The 25,359-nt window shown below is 65.7% G+C and carries 22 protein-coding genes; 15 read left to right on the plus strand and 7 right to left on the minus strand.

The window, feature by feature from the left end; genetic code table 11:
- Positions 1-23: 23 nt before the first annotated feature.
- From egtD to THI_RS03980, 6 genes are all read right to left on the minus strand, one after another.
- On the minus strand, positions 24-1,001 hold the full coding sequence (gene egtD, locus THI_RS03955; protein ID WP_013104935.1) for an L-histidine N(alpha)-methyltransferase: 978 nt from the start codon (positions 999-1,001) through the stop codon (positions 24-26).
- Between the two features lie 17 nt (positions 1,002-1,018).
- On the minus strand, positions 1,019-2,341 hold the full coding sequence (gene egtB / locus THI_RS03960; protein ID WP_013104936.1) for an ergothioneine biosynthesis protein EgtB: 1,323 nt from the start codon (positions 2,339-2,341) through the stop codon (positions 1,019-1,021).
- 97 nt (positions 2,342-2,438) lie between these two features.
- Positions 2,439-3,290, minus strand: coding sequence for a fumarylacetoacetate hydrolase family protein (locus THI_RS03965; protein WP_013104937.1), 852 nt, complete (start codon positions 3,288-3,290; stop codon positions 2,439-2,441).
- An 11-nt stretch (positions 3,291-3,301) separates the two neighbouring features.
- A complete protein-coding gene (locus tag THI_RS03970) occupies positions 3,302-3,994 on the minus strand; it encodes a glutathione binding-like protein (protein WP_013104938.1) in 693 nt (230 codons plus the stop codon).
- A gap of 80 nt (positions 3,995-4,074) precedes the next feature.
- Positions 4,075-5,292, minus strand: a complete 1,218-nt coding sequence (locus tag THI_RS03975; protein ID WP_013104939.1) for an acyl-CoA dehydrogenase family protein — start codon at positions 5,290-5,292, stop codon at positions 4,075-4,077.
- 18 nt (positions 5,293-5,310) lie between these two features.
- Positions 5,311-5,973: an enoyl-CoA hydratase-related protein gene (locus THI_RS03980; protein ID WP_013104940.1), complete on the minus strand. Its 663-nt coding sequence runs from the start codon at positions 5,971-5,973 to the stop codon at positions 5,311-5,313.
- A 291-nt stretch (positions 5,974-6,264) separates the two neighbouring features.
- Here THI_RS03980 and THI_RS03985 point away from each other — a divergent pair, with 291 nt between their 5' ends.
- The gene (locus tag THI_RS03985) at positions 6,265-8,220 is read left to right on the plus strand and encodes a hypothetical protein (protein WP_013104941.1); all 1,956 of its coding nucleotides are present in this window, start codon (positions 6,265-6,267) and stop codon (positions 8,218-8,220) included.
- A gap of 24 nt (positions 8,221-8,244) precedes the next feature.
- Here the strand turns inward: THI_RS03985 and THI_RS03990 are convergent, their stop codons facing one another.
- Positions 8,245-9,711 carry a DEAD/DEAH box helicase gene (locus THI_RS03990; protein WP_013104942.1) on the minus strand — a complete coding sequence of 489 codons (1,467 nt, stop codon included), beginning with the start codon at positions 9,709-9,711 and terminating at the stop codon, positions 8,245-8,247.
- 290 nt (positions 9,712-10,001) lie between these two features.
- Here THI_RS03990 and THI_RS03995 point away from each other — a divergent pair, with 290 nt between their 5' ends.
- The 14 genes from THI_RS03995 (at position 10,002) to THI_RS04055 (ending at position 25,338) form a co-directional block, all read left to right on the plus strand.
- Positions 10,002-10,979 (plus strand): DnaJ C-terminal domain-containing protein, encoded by a 978-nt coding sequence (locus THI_RS03995; protein WP_013104943.1) that lies wholly within the window; start codon positions 10,002-10,004, stop codon positions 10,977-10,979.
- Positions 10,976-11,296 (plus strand): chaperone modulator CbpM, encoded by a 321-nt coding sequence (locus tag THI_RS04000; RefSeq protein WP_013104944.1) that lies wholly within the window; start codon positions 10,976-10,978, stop codon positions 11,294-11,296. Before THI_RS03995 ends, THI_RS04000 begins: the two co-directional genes overlap by 4 nt.
- Positions 11,296-12,027 (plus strand): hypothetical protein, encoded by a 732-nt coding sequence (locus tag THI_RS04005; protein ID WP_013104945.1) that lies wholly within the window; start codon positions 11,296-11,298, stop codon positions 12,025-12,027. The genes THI_RS04000 and THI_RS04005 overlap by 1 nt, the downstream gene beginning before the upstream one ends.
- A 227-nt stretch (positions 12,028-12,254) precedes the next feature.
- Entirely contained in the window at positions 12,255-17,006 is a 4,752-nt protein-coding gene (locus THI_RS04010) for a glutamate synthase-related protein (protein ID WP_013104946.1), read from the plus strand.
- Positions 17,007-17,046: 40 nt separating this feature from the next.
- Complete coding sequence (locus THI_RS04015) at positions 17,047-18,534, plus strand: glutamate synthase subunit beta (protein ID WP_013104947.1); 1,488 nt, start codon at positions 17,047-17,049, stop codon at positions 18,532-18,534.
- 93 nt (positions 18,535-18,627) lie between these two features.
- A complete protein-coding gene (locus THI_RS04020) occupies positions 18,628-19,260 on the plus strand; it encodes a gamma-glutamylcyclotransferase (protein WP_013104948.1) in 633 nt (210 codons plus the stop codon).
- Positions 19,261-19,368: 108 nt separating this feature from the next.
- A complete protein-coding gene (locus THI_RS04025) occupies positions 19,369-19,557 on the plus strand; it encodes a hypothetical protein (RefSeq protein ID WP_013104949.1) in 189 nt (62 codons plus the stop codon).
- A 21-nt stretch (positions 19,558-19,578) separates the two neighbouring features.
- Positions 19,579-19,719 (plus strand): hypothetical protein, encoded by a 141-nt coding sequence (locus THI_RS18740; protein ID WP_157096575.1) that lies wholly within the window; start codon positions 19,579-19,581, stop codon positions 19,717-19,719.
- 60 nt (positions 19,720-19,779) lie between these two features.
- Complete coding sequence (gene ycaO, locus THI_RS04030) at positions 19,780-21,666, plus strand: 30S ribosomal protein S12 methylthiotransferase accessory factor YcaO (protein WP_013104950.1); 1,887 nt, start codon at positions 19,780-19,782, stop codon at positions 21,664-21,666.
- A 35-nt stretch (positions 21,667-21,701) separates the two neighbouring features.
- Positions 21,702-22,328, plus strand: a complete 627-nt coding sequence (locus THI_RS04035; RefSeq protein WP_013104951.1) for a thioredoxin fold domain-containing protein — start codon at positions 21,702-21,704, stop codon at positions 22,326-22,328.
- A 205-nt stretch (positions 22,329-22,533) separates the two neighbouring features.
- Positions 22,534-22,953, plus strand: coding sequence for an acetyl-CoA synthetase (locus THI_RS04040; protein WP_013104952.1), 420 nt, complete (start codon positions 22,534-22,536; stop codon positions 22,951-22,953).
- 72 nt (positions 22,954-23,025) lie between these two features.
- Positions 23,026-23,445 (plus strand): hypothetical protein, encoded by a 420-nt coding sequence (locus THI_RS04045; RefSeq protein WP_013104953.1) that lies wholly within the window; start codon positions 23,026-23,028, stop codon positions 23,443-23,445.
- A gap of 9 nt (positions 23,446-23,454) precedes the next feature.
- Positions 23,455-24,465 carry a YbjQ family protein gene (locus tag THI_RS04050; protein ID WP_013104954.1) on the plus strand — a complete coding sequence of 337 codons (1,011 nt, stop codon included), beginning with the start codon at positions 23,455-23,457 and terminating at the stop codon, positions 24,463-24,465.
- A 9-nt stretch (positions 24,466-24,474) separates the two neighbouring features.
- Positions 24,475-25,338 carry a heavy metal-binding domain-containing protein gene (locus THI_RS04055; RefSeq protein ID WP_013104955.1) on the plus strand — a complete coding sequence of 288 codons (864 nt, stop codon included), beginning with the start codon at positions 24,475-24,477 and terminating at the stop codon, positions 25,336-25,338.
- The last annotated feature ends 21 nt before the right edge of the window (positions 25,339-25,359 follow it).

Below are 25,359 nucleotides of genomic sequence, written 5' to 3' on the forward strand. Positions count from 1 at the left end.
GTGGGCCATTCAGGCGAATCGCCTCACCGCTGCAGCCAGTGCAGCGCAACATCCGTATCGGCGGCGAGCCAGTGTTTCTGCGGCGTCCACCCCGCCGATTGCGCCAGGCGCTGAAACATCGCCAGCGGGTATTTGTAGGAATTTTCGGTGTGCAGAGTCTCGCCTTCTGCAAAGGTGAAGCTCTGCCCGAGCAGGCGCACGGTCTGCGGCCTGGGGCTGAGCAGATGCATCTCGATGCGGCTGTGCGCGGGGTCGAAGCGGGCCACATGCCGGAACGCCTGCGCATTGAAATCGGCGCCGAGTTCGCGGTTGATGCGGGTGAGCAGATTGCGGTTAAACGCCGCCGTTACGCCGCGGGCGTCGTCATACGCGGGAATGAGTTTGGCCTTGTCCTGCGTGCCGTCCACGCCGACGAGCAAATGCGCGCCGGGGCCGAGAAATTGCGCCGCGCCATGCAGAAAGCGCACCGCCTGCTCCGGGGTGAAGTTGCCGATGGTCGAGCCGGGAAAAAAGCCGATGCGGGGCTGTTGCCGCACGTCGGCCTCCAGCGCGGCGGGCCAGTGCAGCGGGGCGGTGAAATCGGCTTCCAGCGCGTGCACATCCAGCTGGGGAAAACGCAGTTGCAGCCCGCGCACCGACTGGCGCAGAAAGTCGCCGCTGATATCGATGGCGGTGTAGCTCGCGGGGGCGTTCAGGGCGCCTAGCAGCAGGGGGGTTTTACGGCTGGAACCACTGCCGAATTCGATGACGGCCGAGCCAGCGGGCAGTTGGGCAAACTCGTCATGCAGGCTGCGCAGCAGCGCGGTTTCGCTGCGGGTGAGGTAGTACTCGTTCAGCTCGGTGATCTGCTCGAACAGCTCCGAGCCGCGGTGGTCGTAGAACCAGGTGGAGGGAATGCGTTTGGGATGAGCGCTCAGGCCTTCGAGCACTTGCGTGGCGAACTCGGGGTTGAGGTCGGGCAAGTCGGGCGGGTGCAGGACGGTGGCGGTCTGCGGAGGCATCGGCGATCCTTTCTGTATCAGGCCCGCGCCAGCCGCAGACCGGTGAATTGCCAGCGCTGGTGGGGGTAAAAAAAGTTGCGATAGGTCGGGCGGATATGGCCGGGCGGTGTCGCGCAGGAGCCGCCGCGCAGCACCATCTGGCCGCTCATGAATTTGCCGTTGTATTCGCCCACGGCGCCGGGCGCCGGGTGAAAGCCGGGGTAGGGCAGGTAGGCGCTGGCCGTCCATTCCCACACGCCGCCCCAGAAGGTCTGCAGACCGTCAGTGGCCGCGTCATCAGCGGGCAGGGGAAGCCGCCACGGGTGATCGGCGAATTGCGCTGGCGTCGCGCTCGACAGGGGCTGGCGGCGCGAGGCGGCCTCCCACTCGAACTCGGTCGGCAAACGCGCACCTGCCCAGCGGGCGTAGGCATCGGCTTCGTAAAAACTGATGTGAGTCACGGGCGCCTGCGGCAGCAGGGGCTGCAGGCCGTGCAGGGACATGGTCTGGGTGTGAAAGCCATCGCCGTGCGTCTGCCAGTAGGCGGGTGCGCGAATGTTCTGCTCCTGCACCCAGCGCCAGCCGTCGGCCAGCCAGAGAGCGGGTGTGGCGTAGCCGTCGTCGGCGATGAAGTCGAGCCAGTCGGCGTTGCACACCGGGCGTTGGGCCAGGGCGTAGTCGTCCAGCCAGACGCGGTGGCGCGGGCTTTCGTTGTCGAAGGCGAAGCGTTCGTCGGCATGGCCGATGTCGGTCAGACCTCCGGAAAAACTCACCCAGCGCACCGGCTCCGGGTTCTGCGCTGCGGGCATGGGGCCGGGCGCGGCGCCGGGCATGGCGCAATACGCGGGGTGCAGCGGGTTTTGCGCAAACAGATGCAGCAGATCGGTGAGCAGCAGTTCCTGATGCTGCTGCTCGTGGTGCAGCCCAAGTTCGAGCAAAGAAGCTGGAGCGGCCTCGCGCGTCAGACGTTGCAGCGCCGCATCGACATGAGCGCGAAAGGCCAGAATCTGTTCGAGCGGCGGCCGGGTGAGCAGGCCGCGCTGCGGGCGCGGGTGGCGCGGGCCGACGGTTTCGTAATACGAGTTGAAGAGATAGCGGAAGGCCGGATCGAACACGCGGTAGCCCGGCAGATGCGGCGCGAGGATGAACTCCTCGAAAAACCAGGTGGTGTGCGCCAGATGCCATTTGGCCGGACTGGCGTCGGGCATGGACTGCACGGTGCAGTCGGCATCGCTCAGCCCCTGCACCAGCGCCACGCTGCGCGCGCGAGTGTGCAGCACCGCTTGCAATAGATGGTCATGCGGGTGTTCATGCGAGTGGTCATGCGCGTGCAGCGGCAAGGCCAGATCGAGTGTCGGCATGGCAACGCCCTCCAGGGTGAAGCTCAAGAATAGCCGCAGGGGATGAACTTCGCCGCGCAGGTCTCTGCGCAGGTCACCACGCGGGCTGCGGCGCCGATCACAGCGGACGCTGTGGAGCGGGGCGGATCTCCTGCCGCTGCGTGCCGAGTTGTGGGCTGCCGAGCGTGACCACATCGCCGGGCTGCAGATAACGCGGGGGCTTGCGGCCCATGCCCACGCCGGGCGGCGTGCCGGTGGCGATGAGGTCGCCGGGCAGCAGGGTCATGTAGTGGCTGAGATAGGCGATGAGGTAGGCCACGCCGAAAATCATGTCGCGCGTGTTGCCGGTCTGCATGCGCTCACCGTTCACGTCGAGCCAGAGGTCGATGTTCTGCGGGTCGGCGATCTCGTCGCGGCTGACCAGCCACGGGCCGATCGGGCCGAAGGTGTCGCAGCCTTTGCCCAGATTCCACTGGCTGCCCTGTTCGAGCTGATAGGCGCGCTCGGACACGTCGTTGACCAGGCAATACCCGGCCACGTGTTTGAGCGCATCGGCCTCGCGCACAAAGCGCGTCTCGCGCCCGATGACCACGCCGAGTTCGACTTCCCAATCGAGCTTGTGCGCGCCGGGCGGGCGCAGCACCGCATCGTTCGGGCCGCTGATGCAGGTCGTCCACTTGTTGAACACAATGGGCGAGGTCGGGATGGCCATGCGCGCCTCGTTGGCATGGTCGCGGTAGTTCAGGCCGATGGCGATGAACTTGCTGATGCCGACGAAGGGCACGCCCAGCCGAGGCTTGCCGCCCACCAGCGGCAGACTTTCAGCGTCGATGCCGCGCAGCGCCTGAGGTCGGCCGAACACGCTGGCGTCGATCTCGTCGACGATGCCGCCGAGGCTGCGCAGGCGGCCCTGCGCGTCGATCAGGCCGGGCTGCTCTTGGCCGTTGCGGCCGTAGCGGACGAACTTCATAACGAGCTCCTTCAGCGGCGCTGGTATTGGGTGCTGCCGAACAACTGTTCGCGCGCGGTGGCGTCCATCTCGGCCGGGCGCACGTCGGTCAGCACTTGCACCCCGCGCTGCACCGCGGGCCGCGCGGCGATGGTGTCGAACCAGCGCTTGGCATGCGCAAACTCGGCCCAGTCTATGCCCTGATTGGCGGCGCTGCGACACCACGGAAAGACGGCGATGTCGGCGATGGTGTAGTCGTCACCGGCCAGATAGGGCTGCGACGCCAGCCGCCGGTCGAGCACGCCATAGAGCCGGTGCGCCTCGTTGGTATAGCGGGCGATGGCGTAGTCGATTTTCTCGGGGGCGTACTGGCGGAAGTGGTGCGCCTGGCCGAGCATGGGGCCGATGCTGCCCATCTGCCACATCAACCATTCGAGCGTGGCGATGCGCGCCCGCGGCCCTGTGCCCAGAAAGCGGCCGGTCTTCTCGGCCAGATAGAGGAGGATGGCGCCCGACTCGAACACGCTGATGGGCTGACCATCCGGGCCGTCGCTATCGATCAGGGCGGGAATCTTGTTGTTCGGGCTGATGGCGAGAAAGTCGGGCGCGAACTGTTCGCCGCGGCCGATGTTCACGCCGTGCACCCGGTAGGGCAGGCCGAGTTCTTCGAGCAGGATGTGGATTTTGTGGCCGTTGGGGGTGGCCCAGGAGTAGAGGTCGATCATGGCGGGAGGCGCCGTCTGTGCGGCGAGGTGAACGGTGCGCCTCATTGTGCGACGTTTGCCGCCTTGCTGCAGGCGCTCGTTCAGCGCAGCAGTTCGCCCTGGGCGATCTGGGCGTGGAGCACCTCGATGGGCGGGGTGAGTTGTTGCATCAGCCGCAATTGCGCAGACAGACCGGCCAGGGGCAGGCTGTCGTCGAGCGCGTCGGCCTCGTGCGCGAGGATGCTCCATTGCACCGCATCCACCGCCAGCGGCAGGGCCAGGCTTTGCAGCATGGCGAGCTCCTGCGGGGGCAGGTGGCTGTCGTTCTGGTCCATCTGCCAGGCGCTGCGCCGCGCCAGCATGCGGGTGGTGTCCAGCCCGGTGCGGGTGCGGGCGATGCGCTGCTGCCAGACCGGGTGATGCACCGCGAGCTGTTCGCCGATGCGCCGGGTTTGCAGCCGCGCGATCAGCAGATCGAGGGCGCGCTCCGCCGCGCCCAGACACCACAGCGCATCGTGCAGGCCGACGATGCGCTGGCGGGCTTGCAAAATCTCCAGGCCCTGTCCCGGCTGGCCCAACACATGATGGATGGGCACGCGCGCATCTTCGAATGACACTTCGGCCAAGGCCTTCTGCGCCGTACCCCAGCCCTGCAAGTGCCGACCGAGTTGCACGCCATCGGTCTTGAGCGGCACGAGCAGCATGCTGAACTGGCGATGCAGGGCCGCCTGCGCATCGGTGCGGCACAGCACCAGCAGGCTGGCGGTGCGTGGGTCCAGCAGGCCCTGCACCCAGGTTTTTTGACCGCTCAGGCGCCAGGAATTGCCGTCTTGCGTGGCGTGGCACTGCAGCGAGTCCGGGTTGTGCAGCTCGGCGTCGGGCTCGGCGGCGGCCCAGGCGCTGCGGGTCTCGGCGCGCAGCAGCGGGTCGAGCCAGGCATCTTTCAGCGCTTCGCTGCCGTAGCTGTCGAGCAACTGCATGTTTCCCGCGTCCGGCTGGGCGCTGTTGAACACCTCGGCTGCCCAGGGGATGTGGCCCATGGCTTCGATCATCGGCGCGTATTCCCAATGGCTCAACCCCTGGCTGGCGCGGGGGGAGATGGGTAGAAACAGATTCCACAGCCCCGCCAGTTGGGCCTTCTGGCGGAGGGGGGCGAGTAGCGGGCCGACAGCGTCCTGCGGCCCGGTCGCGCTCAGGCGCAGGGCGACGTTGATGGTGCTTTCCTGCGGCAGCACCACGGTGTGCATAAAGCGGTGCAGCCGGGTTTGCAGGGTGCTGACGCGCGGCGAAGGCGCAGTTTCGACCGATCTGGGCGGCATGGGAGCGTTCACACCCTCTCAGTCGCGAGGCGGCAGGATCTGGCTGGCCAGATGAACATGCAGGGCGCTGGCGTAGCTCGGCGCATTGGGCAGGACTTTGCGCGGCCCGCCCGAACCGCCGGGGATGGCCTCGACCAGTTGCAGCGCGGTCTGCAGCGCATCGGTAGGGCGACACAGGCGGTTGACCACGCCGAGCTGGTGCAGCCGGGCCGCGCCGAGCCCCAGACCGGGCAGCGCGGCCTCGTTGCACGCGGGCCGCGGCAGCAATTGGGCGGCCAGCCATTGCGCGCCGCCCACGTCGCTCTCGGGCAGCAGGGGGTCGATCAGCTGGAACTGGGCGTTGTCGGCCGCGACGAGCAGATCGCAGGCCAGCGCCAGCGCGGCTCCGGCGCCACGCGCCTGGCCTTCGACCGCGGCGACCACCAGCGGTTCGCAATCGCGCAGGGCGAGGATGCAATCGTGCAAGGCGTCAAGCGCGCTGGTATCGTTCAGGCCGCTGCAGAAGTGATGTTCGCTTCCGGTGAGCACTACGGCGCGGATCTCGCCATCACGTTGCGCCGTGGTGAGCGCCTCCAGCGCGGCCGAGCAGAGCGCGGCGCTCAGGGCGTTGCGGCTTTCGGGGTGGTGCAGGCGCAGCACGAGGCTGTCGCCCTGACGTTCGGCTCGGAGTTCGGCGCTCATGCAGAGAGGGTGGGGCCAGAGGTGCAAGCATCATATTCAGCTCGCCATGCGCGGCCGGGGACTGTGGGGTGTTTCCCACAGAAAATCAGGCGATTGTTAATTTTTTCACACCCTTTTCATCCGGATTTTGTTGGCGCCAATTGGAATGAAAGCTGCGTGATACATTGCTTTCGAATTATTCGACACATTTTGATGTCGGCCCTTATTTGCGCTGCAATGCCCTCAGTTTTCCGCCGTTTCGCCTCTTTTTTCACGACTTGCAATGGCCTGCTCTTGTGCTTGCGGCCCTGGATGGTTGCGGTCGGGCTCGCGGCGCAGTTCGTGACTCCAGCGCAGGCGCTGATGATCGGCGCCCCGCAAACGCGCGCCGAACTCGGCCGCACCCTGCAGATGACGATTCCGGTGCACCTCGATGCGCAGGAGTCCTTGCCGCTGTCGTGCGTGCAGGCCCAGGCGCAATCGGGCGAGTTTGGCGGCGGGGTGGGGGCGCTGGCGATCACTTCCAAGCCGTCGGCTGACGGTCTGACTTTGTTACTGCGCAGCCAGCAAGCGCTGCGCGAGCCGATTCTGATCGTGCGTCTGCACCTGGCCTGCCAGTACCAACGCACTCAGGTCTATACCTTGCTGGTCGATCCGCCGACGCCTGAGTTGCCGATGGTCGCGGGCAGTGCGGTTGGCAATCGTTCTGCGGGGCAGGCGCCGTCCAGCAAGGTCGCGGCGCCAGCGCAAACGCCGGGGTCACGTCAGTCGCCGTCTGAGGCGCCAGTCGTGAAAAAGACCGCATCGAAAGCTGAACGCCCGAAGGCGCCCGTGTCAGCGCGGCAAGAGCTTGCGCGCCACGAAGGGCATGAACCCGCTAAAGCGAAGGTGCGCAGGACCGAGGTCATCGAGGCGCCGCTCGCGCCGGTTCATGCAGGCAACCGGCTCGTGCTTGATGATTTCAACGCGGCCGACCTCGCCTCTGTGCCGCAACTGCGTCTGGCGACCGCGCTTCCCGCGACCGTGCCCGCCCTCAGCACCGAGCAGCGCGGCCAGCTCAATCAACTGCGCCAGCTCATCATGGACGCGACCGCTGCCCCAGGCGAGGCCCAGCCGACCCTGCAGCAGATCAACGCTCTGCAGGACCGGGCGAATGTGCTGCAGCGGCAGTTCGAGCAAGCCTCACAGCAGTTGCAGCAGTCGCAGACCGAGCTGGCCCAGACGAGGGCGCAGCGCTATTCCGCCAGCTTGGTGTACGCCCTGGTCGCGGCGCTGATCGCGCTCGCGCTGCTGAGTTTCTGGCTGTGGCGGCGCGGTGCCGATCCGGGTCTATCGCGCAGCCCCTTCGAGTCAGCCCCTGTGAGCCACCGGGTTGCGGCGGAACCCGAGCGGGCCGCCTCTGCTCAGGCGCCCACCGTGGCCATGACCTCGATGTCGGTGCAGGCCAGCACCAGCGCGCCGGCCGTGCTGCCTTTTGGACTGGCCCCGCTGGTGGACGGCCGACCTTTGCAGCCCGAAATCGACGCACCCTCTCTCCAATCCGCCAAAGCGGGTCAATGGGGAGACTCGGGAGACTCCGGAATCGACTGGGATTCGCGCTTCATGCAGCCCATGAGCCAGGACAAGCAGGTGCATGTCGATGAGATGATGGACGCCGGGCATCTGGCCGAATACTTCATCGAAACCGGCGACGAAGACCGCGCCATGGCCCTGCTCGAAGAATCGCTCGACGACAGTGCCAGCGACAGCTTCGCGCTGCCCTATCTGCTGCTGTTCGACCTGTACCGCAAGCATGGGCGCAAGGCCGAGTTCGAGTCGCTCTACAGCCGCTTTCAGCGTCGCTTCAACGTGGCCGTGCCGCCTTGGGAGGCGGATGCCGATGCCTTGCGGCAATCGCAGGGCCGCGATCTGATGGATTACGACCGTGCGATGAAACTCATCACCATGACCTGGGGCGAACCGCAGATCGTGAACGTGCTCGAGCGCATGTTGCTCGACGACCCGCATCAACACCGCATGGGTTTCGAGCTGGCGGCCTACCGCGATCTGCTGATGCTGTACGCGGTTGCGCGTGACCGCTTTCCTGAAGGCATGCCCGCCACCGAGGTGGAGCATGTGGAACTGGCGACTCTCTCAGAACCGCCACATCTCGATCTGGACTTCGAGTTGCCGCTGGAGCCGCAGACTTCAAAGGCTGAGCCTGCCGAACCCGACTCGTCGCAATTCAAGCTTCTTCCCCGCGAGGGCGGCGAGCAGAAAGAGGCTTGACCTTCTTCGCTTAGCCGAATCGGCTTATTTCGGATCGCTTCCGCCCAGCAGGGCGGCGATTTTGCGTCGCGGGCGAATGTTCGAGGACGTCGAGCGCACGCCGCTTCCGGGTGAAGCTGATGCGGCCTCCCAAACCGGCTGGGCATTCGGGTCGGCTTCGTAGGGTTTGTCGAACCACGGATCCTGCCGCGAGGATCGTGAAACGCGTGCAGTCACCGGCGCCGAGGCGCCGGTGTCGCTCGGCAGTGCACGAGGCGCACGCGCGATGCGATGTTCCCGCGTCTCGTCCGCATCGCGGCGCGGCCGAGGCGCGCGCTCTAGCGATACGGTCTGCTTTTCAAACTGACGCTTGATCAGCTTCTCAATATCGGCCAGAGAGCGCGCGTCGCGCGCCGTTGCCAGGGTAATGGCCAGGCCGGAGGCGCCGGCGCGACCCGTGCGGCCGATGCGGTGCACATAGTCTTCGGCGCTGAAGGGCACGTCGTAATTCACCACACCGGGTAGTTCGGCAATGTCGAGTCCGCGCGCGGCCACATCGGTGGCGACCAGCGCCTGAATCTCGCCGCGCTTGAAGGCCTCCAGCGTGGTAAGGCGTTCGGCCTGCGATTTGTCGCCGTGCATGGCCGCGGCCTTGATGCCGTCGCGCTCCAGCAAGCGGGTCAGTCGGCCGGCGCCGAGGCGGCTGTTGACGAACACGATGACCTGCGGCAGCGGGTTGTCGCGCAGCAGTTGCACCAGGGTGGCCCGCTTGTCGTCTTCTTCCACCTGATAGACGCGCTGCTCCACATTGGTCGCGGTCGCGTTGGGGCGGGCCACTTCGACCAGCAGCGGGTTTTGCAAATAGCTCTGCGCCAGTCGCTTGATCTCTGTGGAGAACGTGGCCGAGAACAGCAGGGTGGTGCGCTGTTTGGGCAAAAAGCCGAGGATGCGCTGCAGGTCGGGCAGGAAGCCGATGTCGAGCATGCGGTCGGCCTCGTCGAGCACCACGAATTGCACCTGGCCCAGGTTGACGGTCTTGGCTTCGAGGTGGTCGAGCAGGCGCCCGGGCGTGGCCACCAACAGATCGACTCCGGTGCGCAGCTCGGCCTTCTGCGGCGCCATGTCCATGCCGCCGAACACGCAGGCGCAACGCAGCGGCGTGTGCTTGGCATAGGCCTTGAGATTGGTGTAGACCTGATCGGCCAGCTCGCGCGTGGGTGCCAGCATCAGCGCGCGCACCGGGTGGCGCGCCGGAGAAACGCTGGTCGACGCCAGCGGCAAGAGCTGCTGCAGGATGGGCAGGGAGAACGCGGCGGTCTTGCCGGTGCCGGTCTGCGCGGCGCCCATGATGTCGCGCCCATCCAGCAGCAGCGGAATGGCCTTGGCCTGGATGGGTGTGAGTTTTTCGTAGCCCATATCGCTGACGGCGCGCAGAATGCGCGCGTCCAGCGCCAGGTCGGAAAAGCGTTCAGGCTGAGGAGTGTCTTCGGTCGGGGTTGTCGTGGTGTTCATCCGTGCGGTGTGTGATGGCGGCGATGGAAAATTGAGCAGCCGGACATCAGTTGAAACCGGCTCGGGCGTTGACGGCGTCAACGGGCGGGCACCCTGACCCGCGCAGAGTTCCGCCTGGGGATTTGCAGGACAAAGCCTGCCGCAGCGGATTCACTCTCTTCCATTCTAGGCGAGCAAGACGGTCGTGGTTGCGAGGCGCCGATGCGGTGGAAAATAGCGCTCAGCGTTTTGCAAATTCAGATTCCGTCCCCACTTCATCACCAGATTCATTTTCCGCACAGGAACGCACGATGGACTACAAGGATTACTACAAGGTCATGGGCGTGGAGCGCAGCGCGACGCAAGACGAAATCAAGCGCGCCTACCGCAAGCTCGCCCGCAAATACCACCCGGACGTGAACAAGGAAGCCGGTTCCGAGGCCAAGTTCAAGGAATTGGGCGAGGCCTACGAAGTGCTCAAAGACCCGGAAAAGCGCGCGGCCTACGATCAGCTCGGCAGCAACTGGCGCGCCGGTCAAGACTTTCAGCCGCCGCCAGACTGGGGCGCGGGCTTCGAGCAGCGCGGCGGCATGCCGGGCAACGAGGCCGATTTCAGCGACTTTTTCGAGGCCCTGTTCGCGCGCAGCGCAGGCGGCGCGCGGCGCGCGGGGGCAGGCCAGGGCGGGCCGGGAGCCCAAGGTATGCACCTGCGCGGGCAGGATCACCATGCGCAAATCCTCATCGATCTGGAAGACGCCTACCGAGGCGCGACCCGAACGCTCAACCTTCGCATGCCCGAAGTCGATGCGCAGGGGCATGTGGTGACGCGCGAGCGCACTCTGCGGGTGCAGATTCCCAAAGGGGTGCGCGCCGGGCAGCACATCCGTCTGGCGGGGCAGGGTGCGCCGGGTCTGGGTGAGGGTGGCGCGGGCGATCTTTATCTGGAAATCGGTTTCAACCCCCACGGGCTTTACCGCGTGGAAGGGCGCGACGTGTTCATCGACCTACCGCTGGCGCCGTGGGAAGCGGCGCTGGGCGCTGAAGTCAATGTGCCCACGCCCGACGGCAAGGTCGCGCTCAAAATTCCCCCGGCCACCGGCAGCGGGCGTCGCTTGCGGCTCAAGGGCCGCGGCATCCCTGGGGCCACGCCGGGCGATCTGTATGTGGTCGCGCAAGTGGCGCTGCCCCCGGCGGATACCGAGGCCGCCCGCTCGGCTTACCGTCGTCTGCAGGAAGATTTCTCCTCGTTCAACCCGCGCGCCGCGCTGTACCAAGGAGCTCAATCATGAACGCCCCCTCGAACGCGAATGCCGCGCCCTTGGTCGGCGTGGTGCTGGAAGAACAGATCGACATCACGGTCGACCAGGTCTGTGCCCTTTGCCGGGTGGAGCGTACGCAGATCGTGCATCTGGTCGAAGAGGGCGTGATCGATCCGATGCAGCCCGCAAGCGCCGTGGCGCAATGGCGCTTCAGTGGCGAGGCGCTGGCACGGGCTCGCCGCGCGGTGCGGCTGCAGCGCGAGCTGGAACTCAATCCCGCCGCCGCTGCCCTGGTGCTCGATTTGCTCGACGAAATCGCTGCCTTGCGCGAGGCGCTGCGCCGCTGATGGCGCGGCAAGCTCGCTTTTGCCGCCCCGGACGGGCGCATCTGGTGCGATTGCAGGCCGCGCCCGGCGCTTCGCCTCTGGCGACGTCGGCCCAGCGCGATCAGTTTGTGTTGTGGATGGCGCAGGGGCTGGGTCTGGCTTCGGTGCGGCTGCATGGCTATGCCGTGTTGCCCGAAGCGGTGCTGCTGCTGCTCACGCCGCAGAGCGCTGCCGACCTTTCGCGCTATGTCCAGGGTCTGGCGCGGCGTGCGAGTCGCGCGCGGGCCACAGCTCCGGCGGAGTCGGCCGGGGCGTCGCCGCCCATTCAGCGCGCACCGGCCTGGGCCGGACGGTTTCAGAGCGCGCTGGTGCAACCCGGCGATTGGGAGCTGGCCGCGATGGTGTGGATCGACCGCGCGGCAGACCGCGCCGACTTGGCCGGTGCCGCCGCCTGGCCCTGGAGCAGCCAGGCGGCGCATTGCGGCGAAGTGCCGTCAGGTGGTGCACGACCTCCGCTGCTTTCGGCGCCAGACGCTTACTGGCAACTGGGCAACACGCCCTTTGCCCGCGAGGCTACCTACCGCGAGCGGTTGGCGCACGGCGTCGCTCCGCCGCAATGCCAGGCGCTGGAGGCCGCGTTGCGCAGCGGCCTCGCAGTGGGTGATGCGGCGTTCCTGACGGAGTTGGAGTCTGAGAGTGGGCGACGGCTGGCTCCTGCCCGTCGGGGGCGCCCGCGCATGAAAGTTGCTTGAGAGACTCCCAGACCTGCCGCTGCGCGCCAGGGGGGTGAGAAACCCATGGGGCGACCCGGCGTGCTTCTCAGGACCGATCAGCCAGAACGAGAATAATCTGTCCCTTTTTAATTTTGTCGATTTCAGGTTCTCCTATTTAATAGGGACATAATAGTGAATTTTTGTTGCGTCGCGTGCTGCGATGCAGTAAATTCGCACACTCTTGTTGACTCACTGCGGAGCCTGCCATGTCCACGCCCCTAAATTCCGCCCCTGGCGCCGAAATCGCCGCCCTGTCCCGCGACGGGCTTTATTGCCCGCAAAACGAGCACGACGCCTGCGGCGTGGGTTTCGTGGCGCACATCAAAGGGGTGAAGTCGCACGACATCGTGCAAAACGGTCTGCTCATTCTCAAAAACCTCGACCATCGCGGCGCGGTGGGGGCCGACAAGCTCATGGGCGACGGCGCGGGCATCCTGATCCAGCTTCCAGACGCTTTTTTCCGCGAAGAAATGGCGGCGCAGGGCGTGGAACTGCCGCCGCCGGGCGAGTATGGCGTGGGCATGATCTTCCTGCCGCGCGAGCAGGCTTCGCGTCTGGCCTGCGAGCAGGAAATCGAGCGCGCCATCCGCGCCGAAGGCCAGGTACTGCTCGGCTGGCGTGATGTGGCCGTCGATGCCGAAATGCCGATGTCGCCCACGGTGCGGGCCAAGGAGCCGGTGATCCGCCAGGTGTTCATCGGCCGCGGCCCGGATGTGATGGTGACCGACGCGCTGGAGCGCAAGCTGTTCGTCATCCGCAAGACCGCCAGCCACGCCATCCAGAAGCTCGATCTGCGTCACGGCAAAGAGTATTTCGTGCCGTCGATGTCAGCGCGCACCATTGTGTACAAGGGCCTGCTGCTGGCCGATCAGGTGGGCGAGTATTACAAAGACCTCAAAGACCCGCGCGTGGTGTCGGCGCTGGCGCTGGTGCACCAGCGGTTTTCCACCAACACCTTCCCCGAGTGGCCGCTGGCGCACCCCTACCGGCTGGTGGCGCACAACGGCGAGATCAACACCGTCAAGGGCAACTACAACTGGATGCGCGCGCGCGAAGGCGCCGTGTCTTCGCCGGTGCTCGGCGCCGATCTGCAAAAGCTCTGGCCGCTGATCTACCCCGGACAGAGCGATACCGCCAGCTTCGACAACTGCCTTGAGCTGCTGCTGATGGCGGGCTACCCGCTGTCGCACGCCATGATGATGATGATCCCCGAGGCCTGGGAACAGCACACGCTCATGGACCCGCGCCGCCGCGCCTTCTACGAGTACCACGCCGCGATGATGGAGCCGTGGGACGGCCCGGCCGCGATCGCCTTTACCGATGGACGCCAGATCGGCGCCACGCTCGATCGCAACGGCCTGCGCCCGGCGCGTTACATCGTGACCGACGACGATCTGGTCATTATGGCGTCCGAGTCGGGCGTGCTGCCCATATCCGAGAGCCATATCGTCAAGAAGTGGCGTCTGCAGCCGGGAAAAATGTTCCTCATCGACATGGAGGCCGGCCGCATCATCGACGACAAGGAAATCAAGAGCCAGCTCGCCAGTGCGCGTCCCTACGGTCAGTGGATCGAAAACCTGCGTATCCGCATTGACGACCTCGATCATCTGGGCCACGCCGAGCCCTCGTCCATCCCCCTGCTCGACCGCCAGCAGGCCTTCGGCTACACGCAGGAAGACCTCAAGTTCCTGATGGCGCCGATGGCCGAAAAGGGCGACGAGGCTGTGGGTTCAATGGGCAACGACGCCGCGCTGGCGGTGTTGTCCAACCGCGCCAAACCGCTTTACAACTACTTCAAGCAGCTATTCGCGCAGGTGACCAATCCGCCGATCGATTCGATCCGCGAGAACATGGTGATGTCGCTGGTGTCCTTCATCGGCCCTCGGCCCAATCTGCTCGACATCAATCAGGTCAATCCGCCCATGCGGCTGGAAGTCAGCCAGCCGGTGCTCGACTACGACGACATGGCGCGGCTGCGCTCCATTGCCCAGCACACCGGCGGCAAGTTCCGCAGCTTCGAACTCGACATCTGTTATCCGGTGGCCTGGGGGCATGAAGGCATCGAGGCGCGCATTGCGTCCATTTGCGCCGAAGCGGTGGATGCGCTCAAGAGCGGCCACAACATTCTCATCATCACCGACCGCCACATGAGCGCGCAGCGCGTGGCCATTCCCGCGCTGCTTGCCTTGAGCGCGGTGCATCAGCACCTCACCGCCCACGGTCTGCGCACGCAGACCGGGCTGGTGGTGGAAACCGGCAGCGCGCGCGAAACGCATCATTTCGCCGTGCTCGCAGGCTATGGCGCCGAGGCGGTGCACCCGTATCTGGCGCTCGACACCATTGCGGCAATGGCCAAAGACCTGCCGGGCGATCTCAGTGTCGAGAAGGCCATCACCAACTACGTCAAGGCCATCGGCAAGGGCATGCAGAAGGTGATGTCCAAAATGGGCATCTCCACTTATATGAGCTATTGCGGCGCGCAAATCTTCGAGGCCGTGGGCCTGTCGCGCGCGCTGGTGGACAAATACTTCACCGGCACTTCCACGCAGGTCGAAGGCATCGGCGTGTTCGAGGTGGGCGAAGAAGCGCTGCGCATGCACCGCGATGCCTTCGGCGATTCGCCCGTGCTCGCCAATATGCTCGATGCAGGCGGCGACTATGCCTGGCGCACCCGCGGCGAAGAACACATGTGGACGCCCGACGCCATCGCCAAGCTGCAGCATTCGGCGCGCTCCAACAACTACAACACCTACAAGGAATACGCGCAGATCATCAACGACCAGTCGCGCCGCATGCTCACCCTGCGCGGCCTGTTCGAGTTCAAGATCGACCCCAGCAAGGCCATTGCCATCGATGAGGTGGAACCGGCCGCTGAGATCGTCAAGCGCTTTGCCACCGGCGCCATGTCGCTGGGCTCCATTTCCACGGAAGCGCACTCGACCCTGGCGGTGGCGATGAACCGCATCGGCGGCAAGAGCAATACCGGCGAGGGCGGCGAAGACCCGCTGCGCTACCGGCCTGAAATGCGCACGGGTTCAAGCGGCATCCAGGACGGCGACACCCTCGGCAGCGTGCTCGGTGCCGAGCGCGTCGTCAGCGACATTCCGCTGAAAAAAGGCGATTCGCTGCGTTCCAAGATCAAGCAGGTCGCTTCCGGCCGCTTCGGCGTCACCGCCGAATACCTGGCCAGCGCCGACCAGATCCAGATCAAGATGGCGCAGGGTGCCAAGCCCGGCGAGGGCGGGCAGTTGCCCGGCGGCAAGGTGTCCGAGTACATCGGCATGCTGCGCTACTCGGTGCCGGGCGTGGGCCTTATCTCGCCGCCGCCGCACCACGACATCTATTCCATCGAAGACCTGGCCCAGCTCATCCACGATCTGAAAAACGCCAATTCCCGCGCGTCCATCAGCGTCAAGCTGGTGGCTGAAAGCGGCGTGGGCACGGTGGCCGCCGGGGTGGCCAAGGCCAAGGCTGATCATGTGGTCATCGCCGGGCATGACGGCGGCACGGGCGCCTCGCCGCTGTCCTCCATCAAGCATGCTGGATCTTCATGGGAAATCGGTCTTGCCGAAACCCAGCAAACCCTGGTGCTCAACCGCTTGCGCAGCCGCATCCGCGTGCAGGTGGACGGCCAGATCAAGACCGGCCGCGACGTGGTCATCGGCGCGCTGCTGGGCGCCGACGAATTCGGCTTCGCCACCGCGCCGCTGGTGGTCGAGGGCTGCATCATGATGCGCAAATGCCACCTCAACACCTGCCCGGTGGGCGTGGCCACGCAAGACCCGGCGCTGCGCAAAAAGTTTTCGGGCAAGCCCGAGCATGTGGTGAATTTCTTTTTCTTCATCGCCGAGGAAGTGCGCGCCATCATGGCCCAGCTCGGCGTGCGCAAGTTCGACGATCTGGTCGGCCGCACCGAGCTGCTCGACGCGCGCAAGGGCGTCGAGCACTGGAAGGCGCGCGGGCTCGATTTCAGCCGCGTGTTCCATCAGCCCGATGTGCCTGCCGACGTGCCGCGCCGTCAGACCGAAGAGCAGGATCATGGCCTCGCCAAGGCGCTCGATCATGTGCTGATTGAACGCGCCCGTCCCGCGCTGGAGCGCGGCGAGAAAGTGCAGTTCATCCAGAACGCGCGCAACGTCAACCGCACCGTGGGCGCCATGCTTTCCGGCGAAGTGGCGCGGCGCTATGGCCATGACGGCCTGCCCGACGACACCATCCACATCCAGATGGAAGGCACGGGCGGCCAGAGCTTCGGCGCTTTCCTCGCCCGCGGCATCACGCTCTACCTCATCGGTGAAGCCAACGACTACACCGGCAAGGGGCTGTCGGGCGGCCGCGTGGTGGTGCGCCCCAGTCTCGATTTCCGTGGCGACGCGCCGAGCAACATCATCGTCGGCAATACCGTGCTCTACGGCGCGATCGAAGGCGAAGCCTTTTTCCGCGGGGTGGCGGGCGAGCGCTTCGCCGTGCGCAATTCCGGTGCGACCACCGTGGTCGAAGGCACGGGCGACCACGGCTGCGAATACATGACCGGCGGCACGGTGCTGGTGCTGGGCGAAACCGGCCGCAACTTCGCTGCCGGCATGAGCGGCGGCATGGCTTACGTCTACGACGTGGACGGCCAGTTCGCCAAGCGCTGCAATACCTCCATGGTGGCGCTCGACAAGGTGCTTCCGGCTGCCGAGCAGAAAGCGCAGCAGGCCGAAGCGCTATGGCACCGCGGCCAGACCGACGAAGCCCAGTTGCGCAAGCTGCTGCAAGACCATCTGCGCTGGACCGGCTCGCAGCGCGCGCGTGAATTGCTCGACACCTGGGAAGAGGCGCGCGGCCGCTTTGTCAAAGTATTCCCGCACGAGTACAAGCGGGCGCTGGGTGAAATGGCTGCCAAGCGCGAGGCGCAGGCCGCCACGGATAAAGCCAAAGCGCCCGTCGGCCACGCCAGCGTGCCCGCCAAATAACTGAAGTGCATCGTTCAAGCACCACGAACAAGGATCGACCATGGGAAAAATCACCGGATTCATGGAATTCGAGCGGCAGGAAGAACAGTACGAAGCCCCCGCCGTGCGGCTCAAGCACTGGAAGGAATTCGTCCACGAACTGCCGGAAGACAAGGCCAAGACGCAGGCTGGGCGCTGCATGGACTGCGGCATTCCGTTCTGCAACAACGGTTGCCCGGTCAACAACATCATTCCCGACTTCAACGACCTCGTGTGGCAGGGCGATTGGAAGCGCGCGCTCGACGTGCTGCACTCGACCAACAACTTCCCCGAGTTCACCGGGCGCATCTGTCCCGCGCCGTGCGAGGCGGCCTGCACCCTGGGCATCAATGAAGCGCCGGTGGGCATCAAGTCCATCGAGCACGCCATCATCGACCGGGGCTGGAACGAAGGCTGGGTGACGCCGCAGCTGCCAGCGCACAAAACCGGCAAGACCGTGGCCGTGGTCGGCTCCGGCCCGGCTGGGCTGGCGGCGGCGCAGCAACTTGCCCGTGCGGGGCACGCTGTCACCGTGTTCGAGAAGAACGACCGCGCTGGCGGCCTGCTGCGCTACGGTATTCCCGATTTCAAAATGGAAAAGAGCCACATCGACCGTCGCATTGCGCAGATGCAGGCCGAGGGCGTGACCTTCCGCACCGGCGTGCTGGTGGCCGAACTGCCCAAGGACGGCCCCGGCGCCACTGTGGCCAACTGGGCCAAGGAGACCCTCACTCCCGCTCAGTTGCAGGCCGACTTCGACGCGGTGCTGCTGACCGGCGGCGCCGAGTTTCCCCGCGATCTGCCGGTGCCGGGGCGCGAACTCGATGGCATTCACTTCGCCATGGAGTTTCTGCCGCTGCAGAACAAGGTCAACGCCGGAGACAAGCTGAAAAACCAGATCACAGCCACGGGCAAGCATGTGGTGGTGATCGGCGGCGGCGACACCGGCTCGGACTGCGTGGGCACCAGCAACCGCCACGGCGCGGCCAGCGTCACCCAGTTCGAGGTCATGCCGCAGCCGCCTGAGGCAGAGAACAAGCCGCTGGTCTGGCCGTACTGGCCGATCAAGCTGCGCACCTCCAGCAGCCACGAAGAAGGCTGCTCGCGCGACTGGGCGGTGGCCACCAAGGAGTTCATCCCCGGAACCGGCAAGGACAAGAACAAGGTCAAGCAGCTCAAGGCCTGCCGCGTCGAATGGAAAGACGGCCGTATGCAGGAAGTGCCCGGCAGCGAGTTCACCCTGCCTGCCGATCTGGTGCTGCTGGCCATGGGCTTCGTGCATCCGGTGGGCAGTGTGCTCGACGCCTTCGGCATCGACAAGGACGCGCGCGGCAATGCCAAGGCGGGCACCGAAGACGAAACTGGCTATGCCACCAATGTGCCCAAGGTGTTCGCCGCGGGCGATATGCGCCGTGGTCAGAGCCTGGTGGTGTGGGCGATCCGCGAAGGCCGCCAGGCTGCGCGCGAGATCGACCGGTTTTTGATGGGCAGCACCGTGTTGCCACGTTGATGCAGCGTCCGACCACGACAGATCGACCGTTTGCTGATCTGTTTTCTGATCTATATAGGGTCGGTGCAGCCGGGTTTCTCGGACAATGCCGGGATGATGCGCGAAGCCGATGACGATCACGGCCTGCCCCAGTTTCCGGGGCGGGATCCGCAAGACATGCTGGAGTCCACGCTGGCCAGCCGCCCTGATGGCGACCTCTGGGTGTTCGGCTACGGCTCGCTGATCTGGAACCCGGAAGTCGTGCATGACGAAGTGCGTCCAGCGCGGGTGTGGGGCTGGCGGCGCACCTTGCGCATGTGGTCGCGCATCAACCGGGGCACGGAAGAAGCGCCCGGCCTGGTGTTCGCGCTGATGTCCGGCGGTTCCTGCAGCGGCATTGCCCTGCGCGTGCCCCAAAGTCGGGCCGAGCGCGAACTGCGCCAGTTGTGGAAGCGCGAAATGCCTCGCGCCGTCTATGACCCGCGCTGGATTGCCTGCCGCACTCCGCAGGGCGTGGTGCAGGCGCTCGCGTTCACCCTGCAGCCCAGCAGCCCGAGCTATACAGGTGAACTAGACGACGCGCAGTTGCTCGACATTCTGCGCACCTGCCGTGGCCGCTACGGCACCACTTTCGATTACGTCGCGCGCACTGCGCAGGCGCTGCGCGACATCGGCATTCGTGATGCCGAGTTGGAGCGCATCATGGAACTGGCCGCGCAGCACCGTCTCGACGCGAAGAGTGCTTGACGCGGCGAGTCCGGGCCGCGACCTTCGATAGCATGTGACATTCCCGCTTCGCGCCCCAAAGTCTTCAGTGGCTGCAAGGCCTCTTTCACCATTCACCAGGACACCCCATTGGTCAAGCCAAATTACTCCTACGAAAAGCGTCAGAAAGAACTCGCCAAAGAGCGCAAAAAGCAGGAAAAACTGCAGCGCAAGGCCAATAAACCCGACAGTGCCGATGCGCCGGGCGAAGATCACGGTAGCGCTGTGCCGCCGAACTCCGTCCCCTCCGGCAACGCCAAGCCAAACACCGAGAGTTGAGAGGGTGTGAACAAATCCGCCATGTCCGCTCCTCGCGCCCAAACACCCCCGTTCGGCGTTGCAAATGCGCGCCGTGCCGACGGGCACGGCTGTGCTTTGCGCCTTGACCGGGGGCGTTTGGGCGCGCTGCTCGGCCACGCCGGGTTCATTCACATCCTCTGACCTCCGCGGGGCGGCGGGCGCAGGCTCTATGCTGAGCGCCCTTTTCCACCGGCCCCGCCCATGACCTCCCCCGAACATTTCATTCCCGGCAAGGACGCTTCGCTCGAACAGTCCATCGCCATGCTGCGCGGCAGGCTCCGGCAGTTGGGCTTTCACCTCGAAGAGCGCTCCTGGCTCAACCCGGTGGAAGGTGTGTGGTCGGTGCATGTGCGCGATCACGACTGCGCACTGCTGTTCTCCAACGGCAAGGGCGCCTCGGAGCTGGCGGCGCGGGCTAGCGCGCTGGGCGAGTTTGCCGAGCGTCTGTCCACCCATTATTTCTGGACGCATTTCTACCTGGGCGAGGCAATAGCCCACCGTGCGCATGTGCATGCGCCGGGTGAGCGCTGGTTCCCGCTGAACGGCGACGCCTGGCCCGAGGGGCTGCTCAACCCCGAGCTGCGCGCCTTCTACAACCCGCACGAAGCGGTGCCTGCCGCGCAGCTCGTCGACCTCAACTCCGGCAACGAGGCACGCGGCATTTGCGCGCTGCCCTATCAGCGCCTGTCCGACGGCGCGACCGCCTACTTTCCGGTCAACCTCATCGGCAATCTGTATGTGAGCAACGGCATGTCGGCCGGTAACACGCTGATGGAAGCGCGCACCCAGGCGTTGTCGGAAATTTTCGAGCGCCATGTGAAGTTCCGCATCATCCGCGAAGCGCTGTGCCTGCCGGACGTGCCCGAGGACGTGATCGCGCGCTACCCGCACATTGCCGTCGGCATCCGCGGCCTGCGCGAGGCGGGTTTCGGCATCTTGGTGAAAGACGCTTCGCTCGGCGGGCGCTACCCGGTGATGAACGTCACCCTGCTGCACCCCGGCGATCAGGGCTGCTTCGCCAGCTTTGGCGCGCACCCGCATTTCGAGATCGCGCTGGAACGCGCCCTCACCGAATTGCTGCAGGGCCGCGCGCTCGACGCGCTGGCCGGATTTCCCGCTCCCGGCTTCGACCGTGACGAGATCGCCGATCCGCAAAACCTGGAAATCCACTTCGTCGATTCCAGCGGCGTGTTGTCGTGGGAGTTTTTGCGCAGTACGCCCGACTTCGACTTTGCCGACTGGAACTTCGGCGCCTCCACCGAACAGGATTACCACTGGTCGGTGGCCGCGCTGCACGCCGAGGGCCATCAGATCTATGTTGCCGACTTCACCCAGCTCGGCGTTTACGCCTGCCGCATCCTCGTGCCCGGGGTGAGCGAAATCTATCCGGTGGACGAACTCGAATACGAGAACAACAGTGTGGGCATTGCGCTGCGCTCCGACATCGCCCGCTTGCCGGAATTGTCCGGGGACGAATGCGTTGCGCTCTACGACCAAATCGTCGAACTGGAACTGGCCGACGAGCGCCCGGTGAGCGTGCTCATTGGTCTCGCCCCCGACCCCGACACCGCCTGGGCCGGGCTCAAGATCGGCGAACTCAAGCTGCTGCTGGCGCTGGCCAGCGGCGATGACGACGCCATTCTCGAAGGCTGCGCCTGGCTCGCCCAGTATGGCCAGCGCAGCCCGGAACGGCTCAAGGTGTTTCGCTGCATCGCCGATCTGCTCAAGCTGCAGGACACCTCAGAGGGTGTGAATGAATCCGGCGTGGCCGAGCAGCGTGCCCAAAGGGTTCCAATCAAGGCGCAAAGCACAGCCGTGCCCGTCGGCACGGCGCGCGCTTACAACACCGAACGCAACGCCGAGTGGGACGATTTGGGTGTGACGAGCAGGCATGGCGGATTCGTTGACACCCTCTCACTCTACGCCCCTGCGCTGCGCCTGCTCTTCGGCAGCCATACGCTCGACCTTGCGCTTGCGCTGCTCAATCAGGAACAACGCTTCTGGGGCCTGACCACCCTTGGCCCCAACTTCGAAGCCAGTATCAGCCACAGCGCCTTGCTGGCGGCGTATCGCAAAGTGAGTGGCTGATCAGGATGACTTCCTGAGTTGCGAAAGGCGACGCCATGGTCCGATCACGTTTTTGTTCTCGACTTCTTTGCCTCTGTGGTGCCGCCTTTTGTCTGGGCGCTCTACCCGTTCAGGCCCAGCAGCAGGCGGCTTCGCCCGCGGTGCAGACCGGGGTTGTGCCCGACATCCGGGCCGCGGCGCAGGTGCTCGCGCAGTTGCACAAGACCACGCGCATTCGTGAAGGGCAGGGCCCGCGCGTGCTCACCGTGTTTTTCGACCCCAATTGCCCCTATTGCCGACAGCTTTACAGCGCGCTGCGCCCCTACGTTGGCAAAGACGGTTTGCAGGTCGATTGGGTGCCCGTGGCCATTCTTGCGCCGAGCAGCGCGGCCAAGGCGGCCACCATCCTGCAGGCCAAAGACCGGCTGCAGGCGTTTCGCGCGACCGAAGAACATGGGCTCGACCCCAACCGCCCTGCACCGGCGCTACCGGGCGCGGGGCAAATCACGGCAGCCACCGGCCGCATCCTCGCCGCCAATGTCGGCGTGCTCAAACAGGCCGGGGTGTATGAAAGCGTGCCGCTGGCGGTCTATCGCGACCGCAACGGACTAGCACAACTCGCGATGGGCGCCCCACGCGATCAGGCTGCCCTGCGGGCGTGGCTGCAGTCGATCGGGCCCTGAGGTTTCTCGTCCCCCTCGGGGGGGCCTGACGCGAACGCGGCAGGTCTGGGGGCGCTCTCAGGCGCCATTCCTGGCTTCGCTTTGGCGAGCCTTAAGGCTCCGCACTTTTCTGGACGCAGCCGATCCAACAACCATCGCCCATGATTGAGCGTGAAGCGAAACCCGCGGCGCCAGCAGGGCGAACGCGGCTTGGCGGGAGCCGGACATGGAATCTGCGCGCAGTGAGAATGGCCAGGGGCCGCCGCCGAACAGCGCCGGCGCACACGTGGCAACGGTGGAGCTCGAACCGACGCAAACGCTGCCGCGCGACGGCTGGCTCGACAGCGGCGACCGGGCCTACCGCGTCGAGGGCGAGACCTACATCACCAGCAGGGTGAAAAACCTCATCATTCGCGGCGGGCGCAATATTTATCCGCGCCAAGTCGAACTCGCCGTGGGCGAGCTGGCCGGGGTGCACAAAGACTGTGTGGTGATGTTCGGCGCGCCCGACCAGGGGGTGCTGGCCCCGCTGCAACGGTGCGCAAGACCTCCAGCGGCAAGCTGCGCCGCGACCCCGGCCTGCTCGGCTTTCACCTCGGCCCGTTCGAGGCGGCGGTGCGGGCCGACATGCCGGTGGTTCCGGTGATTTTGCGCGGCACCCGCGCGCCGCGGCTGGCCTCGATGTTCCCTCACCACGCTCCCTACCCATGACCCACCCATGAACGACACTCTGAATCCCACCGATCCCGGCGCGGACGACGCCAACCAGATCGATCTGCAAGCCGCCTGGGTCCGCCGCTCCAGCGCCGACATCCAGGCCTTTGTCGAGGGTCTGGCTGCGCGCCTCGAAGGCGATCTGCCGGGCCAGGTGGATGTGGTGCGCAAGCGCGACGGCCTGTTCGCCAAGACCAGCCATGTGCAGAGCATCACCGTGCGCACCGAGGAGTTTCATTACCTGCTCGAACGCCATCCTTCCGGGGTGCACACCCAGCGCGCCCGGGTGGTGGGCGGGGTCATCCTCAAGCGCGACGAACTGAGTCTGGCCGGGTGGATGCAGAGCCTGCTGGCGGCGCTGTTTTCGCAGTCCGGCGAACTGCAGCGCGCCAGCCAGTCGCTGCATGATTTTCTGATGCACTAGGAGCACGGCATGTCACTCTGGAACACTTTGAAGCAGCGCGCCGAGAGCGTCGCGCAGGACGCGCGCCATGCGGTGGACGGGCTCACCGCGTCCGCCCACACCCTGGCCGCACCGCGTGCACTCAGTGCCGATGAACTGGCGCGGCAGCAGGCTTGGGCCGAGGCGCTGCCCGGCAATGACCTGCCCGATTTCGTCAAGGCGCGCCTGGCCGCCACGGCACGGCGCGAGCTGCCTTGGGTGAGTACCGCCACCCCGGCGGAAATGCTGGCGCAGCGCATTCACGGCATCGAGCCGCTCGGCATGGTCAACGGCAATTGCTGGTACCACTTCGACTACTCCTGGTCGGACGGGCACTACGACGGCTGGCATCACGCCTTCGACCGCCTGCGGCTGGAGGCCGCGCTGCTGGGCGCCAACGCAGTGGTCGACGTGACCTTGCAGGCGCATGCCGGGCAGGGGCCGAACGATTTGGATTTCGCGCTCACCGGCACCGCGGTGCGCATTCGCGGTCTGCCGCCCTCCACCGACCCAGCGGTGGCCACGGTGTCGGCGCTGCACTTCGTGCGTCTGCTCGATGATGGGGCGGTGCCCGTGGGTATTGCCATCGGCGCGCACTTCGACTGGTACCTGCCGCGTGTCTCGGCCTACGGCGCGGGGTTCGGGATGATGAGCGGCGCGCCCTTCGGCGCTTCTGCGCAGACCGCGTATCAGGCCGGTGCGCTGTGGAGCAATGCTGAACTGAGTGAGCTCTCGGCCTTTCAGCAGCATGTGCGTCTGAGCGCCATTGAACATCTGCGCAGCGACGGCCAAAGGCTGAACGCCTCGGTGCTGGCGCATACCGAATACACCGAACTCACGCGCGAAGAGGGCGATGGCGGCGAGCCGCCGCGCTTTCAGTGCCGCTATATCGCCATCGGCACCGCCGTGGCCTACGAGCCCAACCGTCCGCTGCGCTCCCGCGTCTGCCCCACATTCAGCCTGGCGGACCGTCAGCTTGAAGCCCCTCGCTCCCAACCCTAGGAAACCATCATGAACGATAGAACCGCATTGCCTCAGACCGAAACTCCCGCAGCTTCCGCTGCCGAGCAACTCGCGCCCCACGCGGTGGAGCGGCTCAAGGGCCTGCGCGCTCAGGGTAGCCATGAGGGCATCTTCACCTCCGACCTGTCGGTGAATGAATTCGTCATGGTGCGCCAGGCCGGGTTCGAGCCGCTGGGCCTGGTGGTCGGCTCCTGCGTCTACCACCTCGGCATTCAGTACGGCCAGTGGTCCACCAGCATGGAAATGGACGTGTTGTCGCAAGCCATGTATCAGGCGCGCGAACTCGCCATGAGCCGCATGGAGCAGGAGGCCATTCTGCTGCGCGCCGACGGCGTGGTCGGCCTGCGGCTGGAGGTCAAGCGCATGGAATGGGACAAGGACATTCTGGAGTTCATGGCCATCGGCACCGCCATTGCGCACCGCACCGGCGACCCCGGCTTCAAAGGCGTGGGCGGCAAGCCCTTCACCTCCGACCTGTCGGGGCAGGACTTCTGGATGCTGCTCAAGTCGGGCTACCGGCCGATGGAAATGGTCATGGGCTCGTGCGTCTATCACGTCGCCCACCAGGGTGCGCTGCGCTCGCTCGGCAATCTGGGCAACAACGTGGAGCTGGCGCAGTTCACCCAGGCCATGTACGACGCCCGAGAACTGGCGATGGAGCGCATGCAGCACGAAGCCGCCGCCGCGCAGGCCGACGGCATCACCGGCGTGCAGTTGCACGAAGGCTCGCACAACTGGCAGCCGCATGTCATCGAGTTCTTCGCCGTGGGCACCGCGGTCAAGGCGATGGAGCAGGCCGACGCGCTGGTGGATGCGCTCAACCCGCAACTCGTCATTCCAGTGAACGACTGAACCATCTTTGACCTGAAGGAG

Source organism: Thiomonas arsenitoxydans, from assembly GCF_000253115.1.
GTDB classification, from domain to species: Bacteria; Pseudomonadota; Gammaproteobacteria; order Burkholderiales; family Burkholderiaceae_C; genus Thiomonas; species Thiomonas arsenitoxydans.

Excerpts from the sequence above, each read along its gene's own strand:
- THI_RS03995 (WP_013104943.1), top strand. The coding sequence starts at position 10,002 with ATGGACTACAAGGATTACTACAAGGTCATGGGCGTGGAGCGCAGCGCG.
- THI_RS04035 (WP_013104951.1), top strand. The coding sequence starts at position 21,702 with ATGGTCCGATCACGTTTTTGTTCTCGACTTCTTTGCCTCTGTGGTGCC.
- THI_RS03980 (WP_013104940.1), bottom strand. The coding sequence starts at position 5,973 with ATGAGCGCCGAACTCCGAGCCGAACGTCAGGGCGACAGCCTCGTGCTG.
- THI_RS04045 (WP_013104953.1), top strand. The coding sequence starts at position 23,026 with ATGAACGACACTCTGAATCCCACCGATCCCGGCGCGGACGACGCCAAC.
- THI_RS04005 (WP_013104945.1), top strand. The coding sequence starts at position 11,296 with ATGGCGCGGCAAGCTCGCTTTTGCCGCCCCGGACGGGCGCATCTGGTG.
- THI_RS04040 (WP_013104952.1), top strand. The coding sequence starts at position 22,534 with ATGGAATCTGCGCGCAGTGAGAATGGCCAGGGGCCGCCGCCGAACAGC.
- THI_RS18740 (WP_157096575.1), top strand. The coding sequence starts at position 19,579 with ATGTCCGCTCCTCGCGCCCAAACACCCCCGTTCGGCGTTGCAAATGCG.
- THI_RS04015 (WP_013104947.1), top strand. The coding sequence starts at position 17,047 with ATGGGAAAAATCACCGGATTCATGGAATTCGAGCGGCAGGAAGAACAG.
- egtD (WP_013104935.1), bottom strand. The coding sequence starts at position 1,001 with ATGCCTCCGCAGACCGCCACCGTCCTGCACCCGCCCGACTTGCCCGAC.
- egtB (WP_013104936.1), bottom strand. The coding sequence starts at position 2,341 with ATGCCGACACTCGATCTGGCCTTGCCGCTGCACGCGCATGACCACTCG.
- THI_RS04010 (WP_013104946.1), top strand. The coding sequence starts at position 12,255 with ATGTCCACGCCCCTAAATTCCGCCCCTGGCGCCGAAATCGCCGCCCTG.
- THI_RS03985 (WP_013104941.1), top strand. The coding sequence starts at position 6,265 with ATGGTTGCGGTCGGGCTCGCGGCGCAGTTCGTGACTCCAGCGCAGGCG.
- THI_RS04020 (WP_013104948.1), top strand. The coding sequence starts at position 18,628 with ATGATGCGCGAAGCCGATGACGATCACGGCCTGCCCCAGTTTCCGGGG.
- THI_RS04050 (WP_013104954.1), top strand. The coding sequence starts at position 23,455 with ATGTCACTCTGGAACACTTTGAAGCAGCGCGCCGAGAGCGTCGCGCAG.
- THI_RS03965 (WP_013104937.1), bottom strand. The coding sequence starts at position 3,290 with ATGAAGTTCGTCCGCTACGGCCGCAACGGCCAAGAGCAGCCCGGCCTG.
- THI_RS03975 (WP_013104939.1), bottom strand. The coding sequence starts at position 5,292 with ATGCCGCCCAGATCGGTCGAAACTGCGCCTTCGCCGCGCGTCAGCACC.
- THI_RS03990 (WP_013104942.1), bottom strand. The coding sequence starts at position 9,711 with ATGAACACCACGACAACCCCGACCGAAGACACTCCTCAGCCTGAACGC.
- ycaO (WP_013104950.1), top strand. The coding sequence starts at position 19,780 with ATGACCTCCCCCGAACATTTCATTCCCGGCAAGGACGCTTCGCTCGAA.
- THI_RS04055 (WP_013104955.1), top strand. The coding sequence starts at position 24,475 with ATGAACGATAGAACCGCATTGCCTCAGACCGAAACTCCCGCAGCTTCC.
- THI_RS03970 (WP_013104938.1), bottom strand. The coding sequence starts at position 3,994 with ATGATCGACCTCTACTCCTGGGCCACCCCCAACGGCCACAAAATCCAC.
- THI_RS04000 (WP_013104944.1), top strand. The coding sequence starts at position 10,976 with ATGAACGCCCCCTCGAACGCGAATGCCGCGCCCTTGGTCGGCGTGGTG.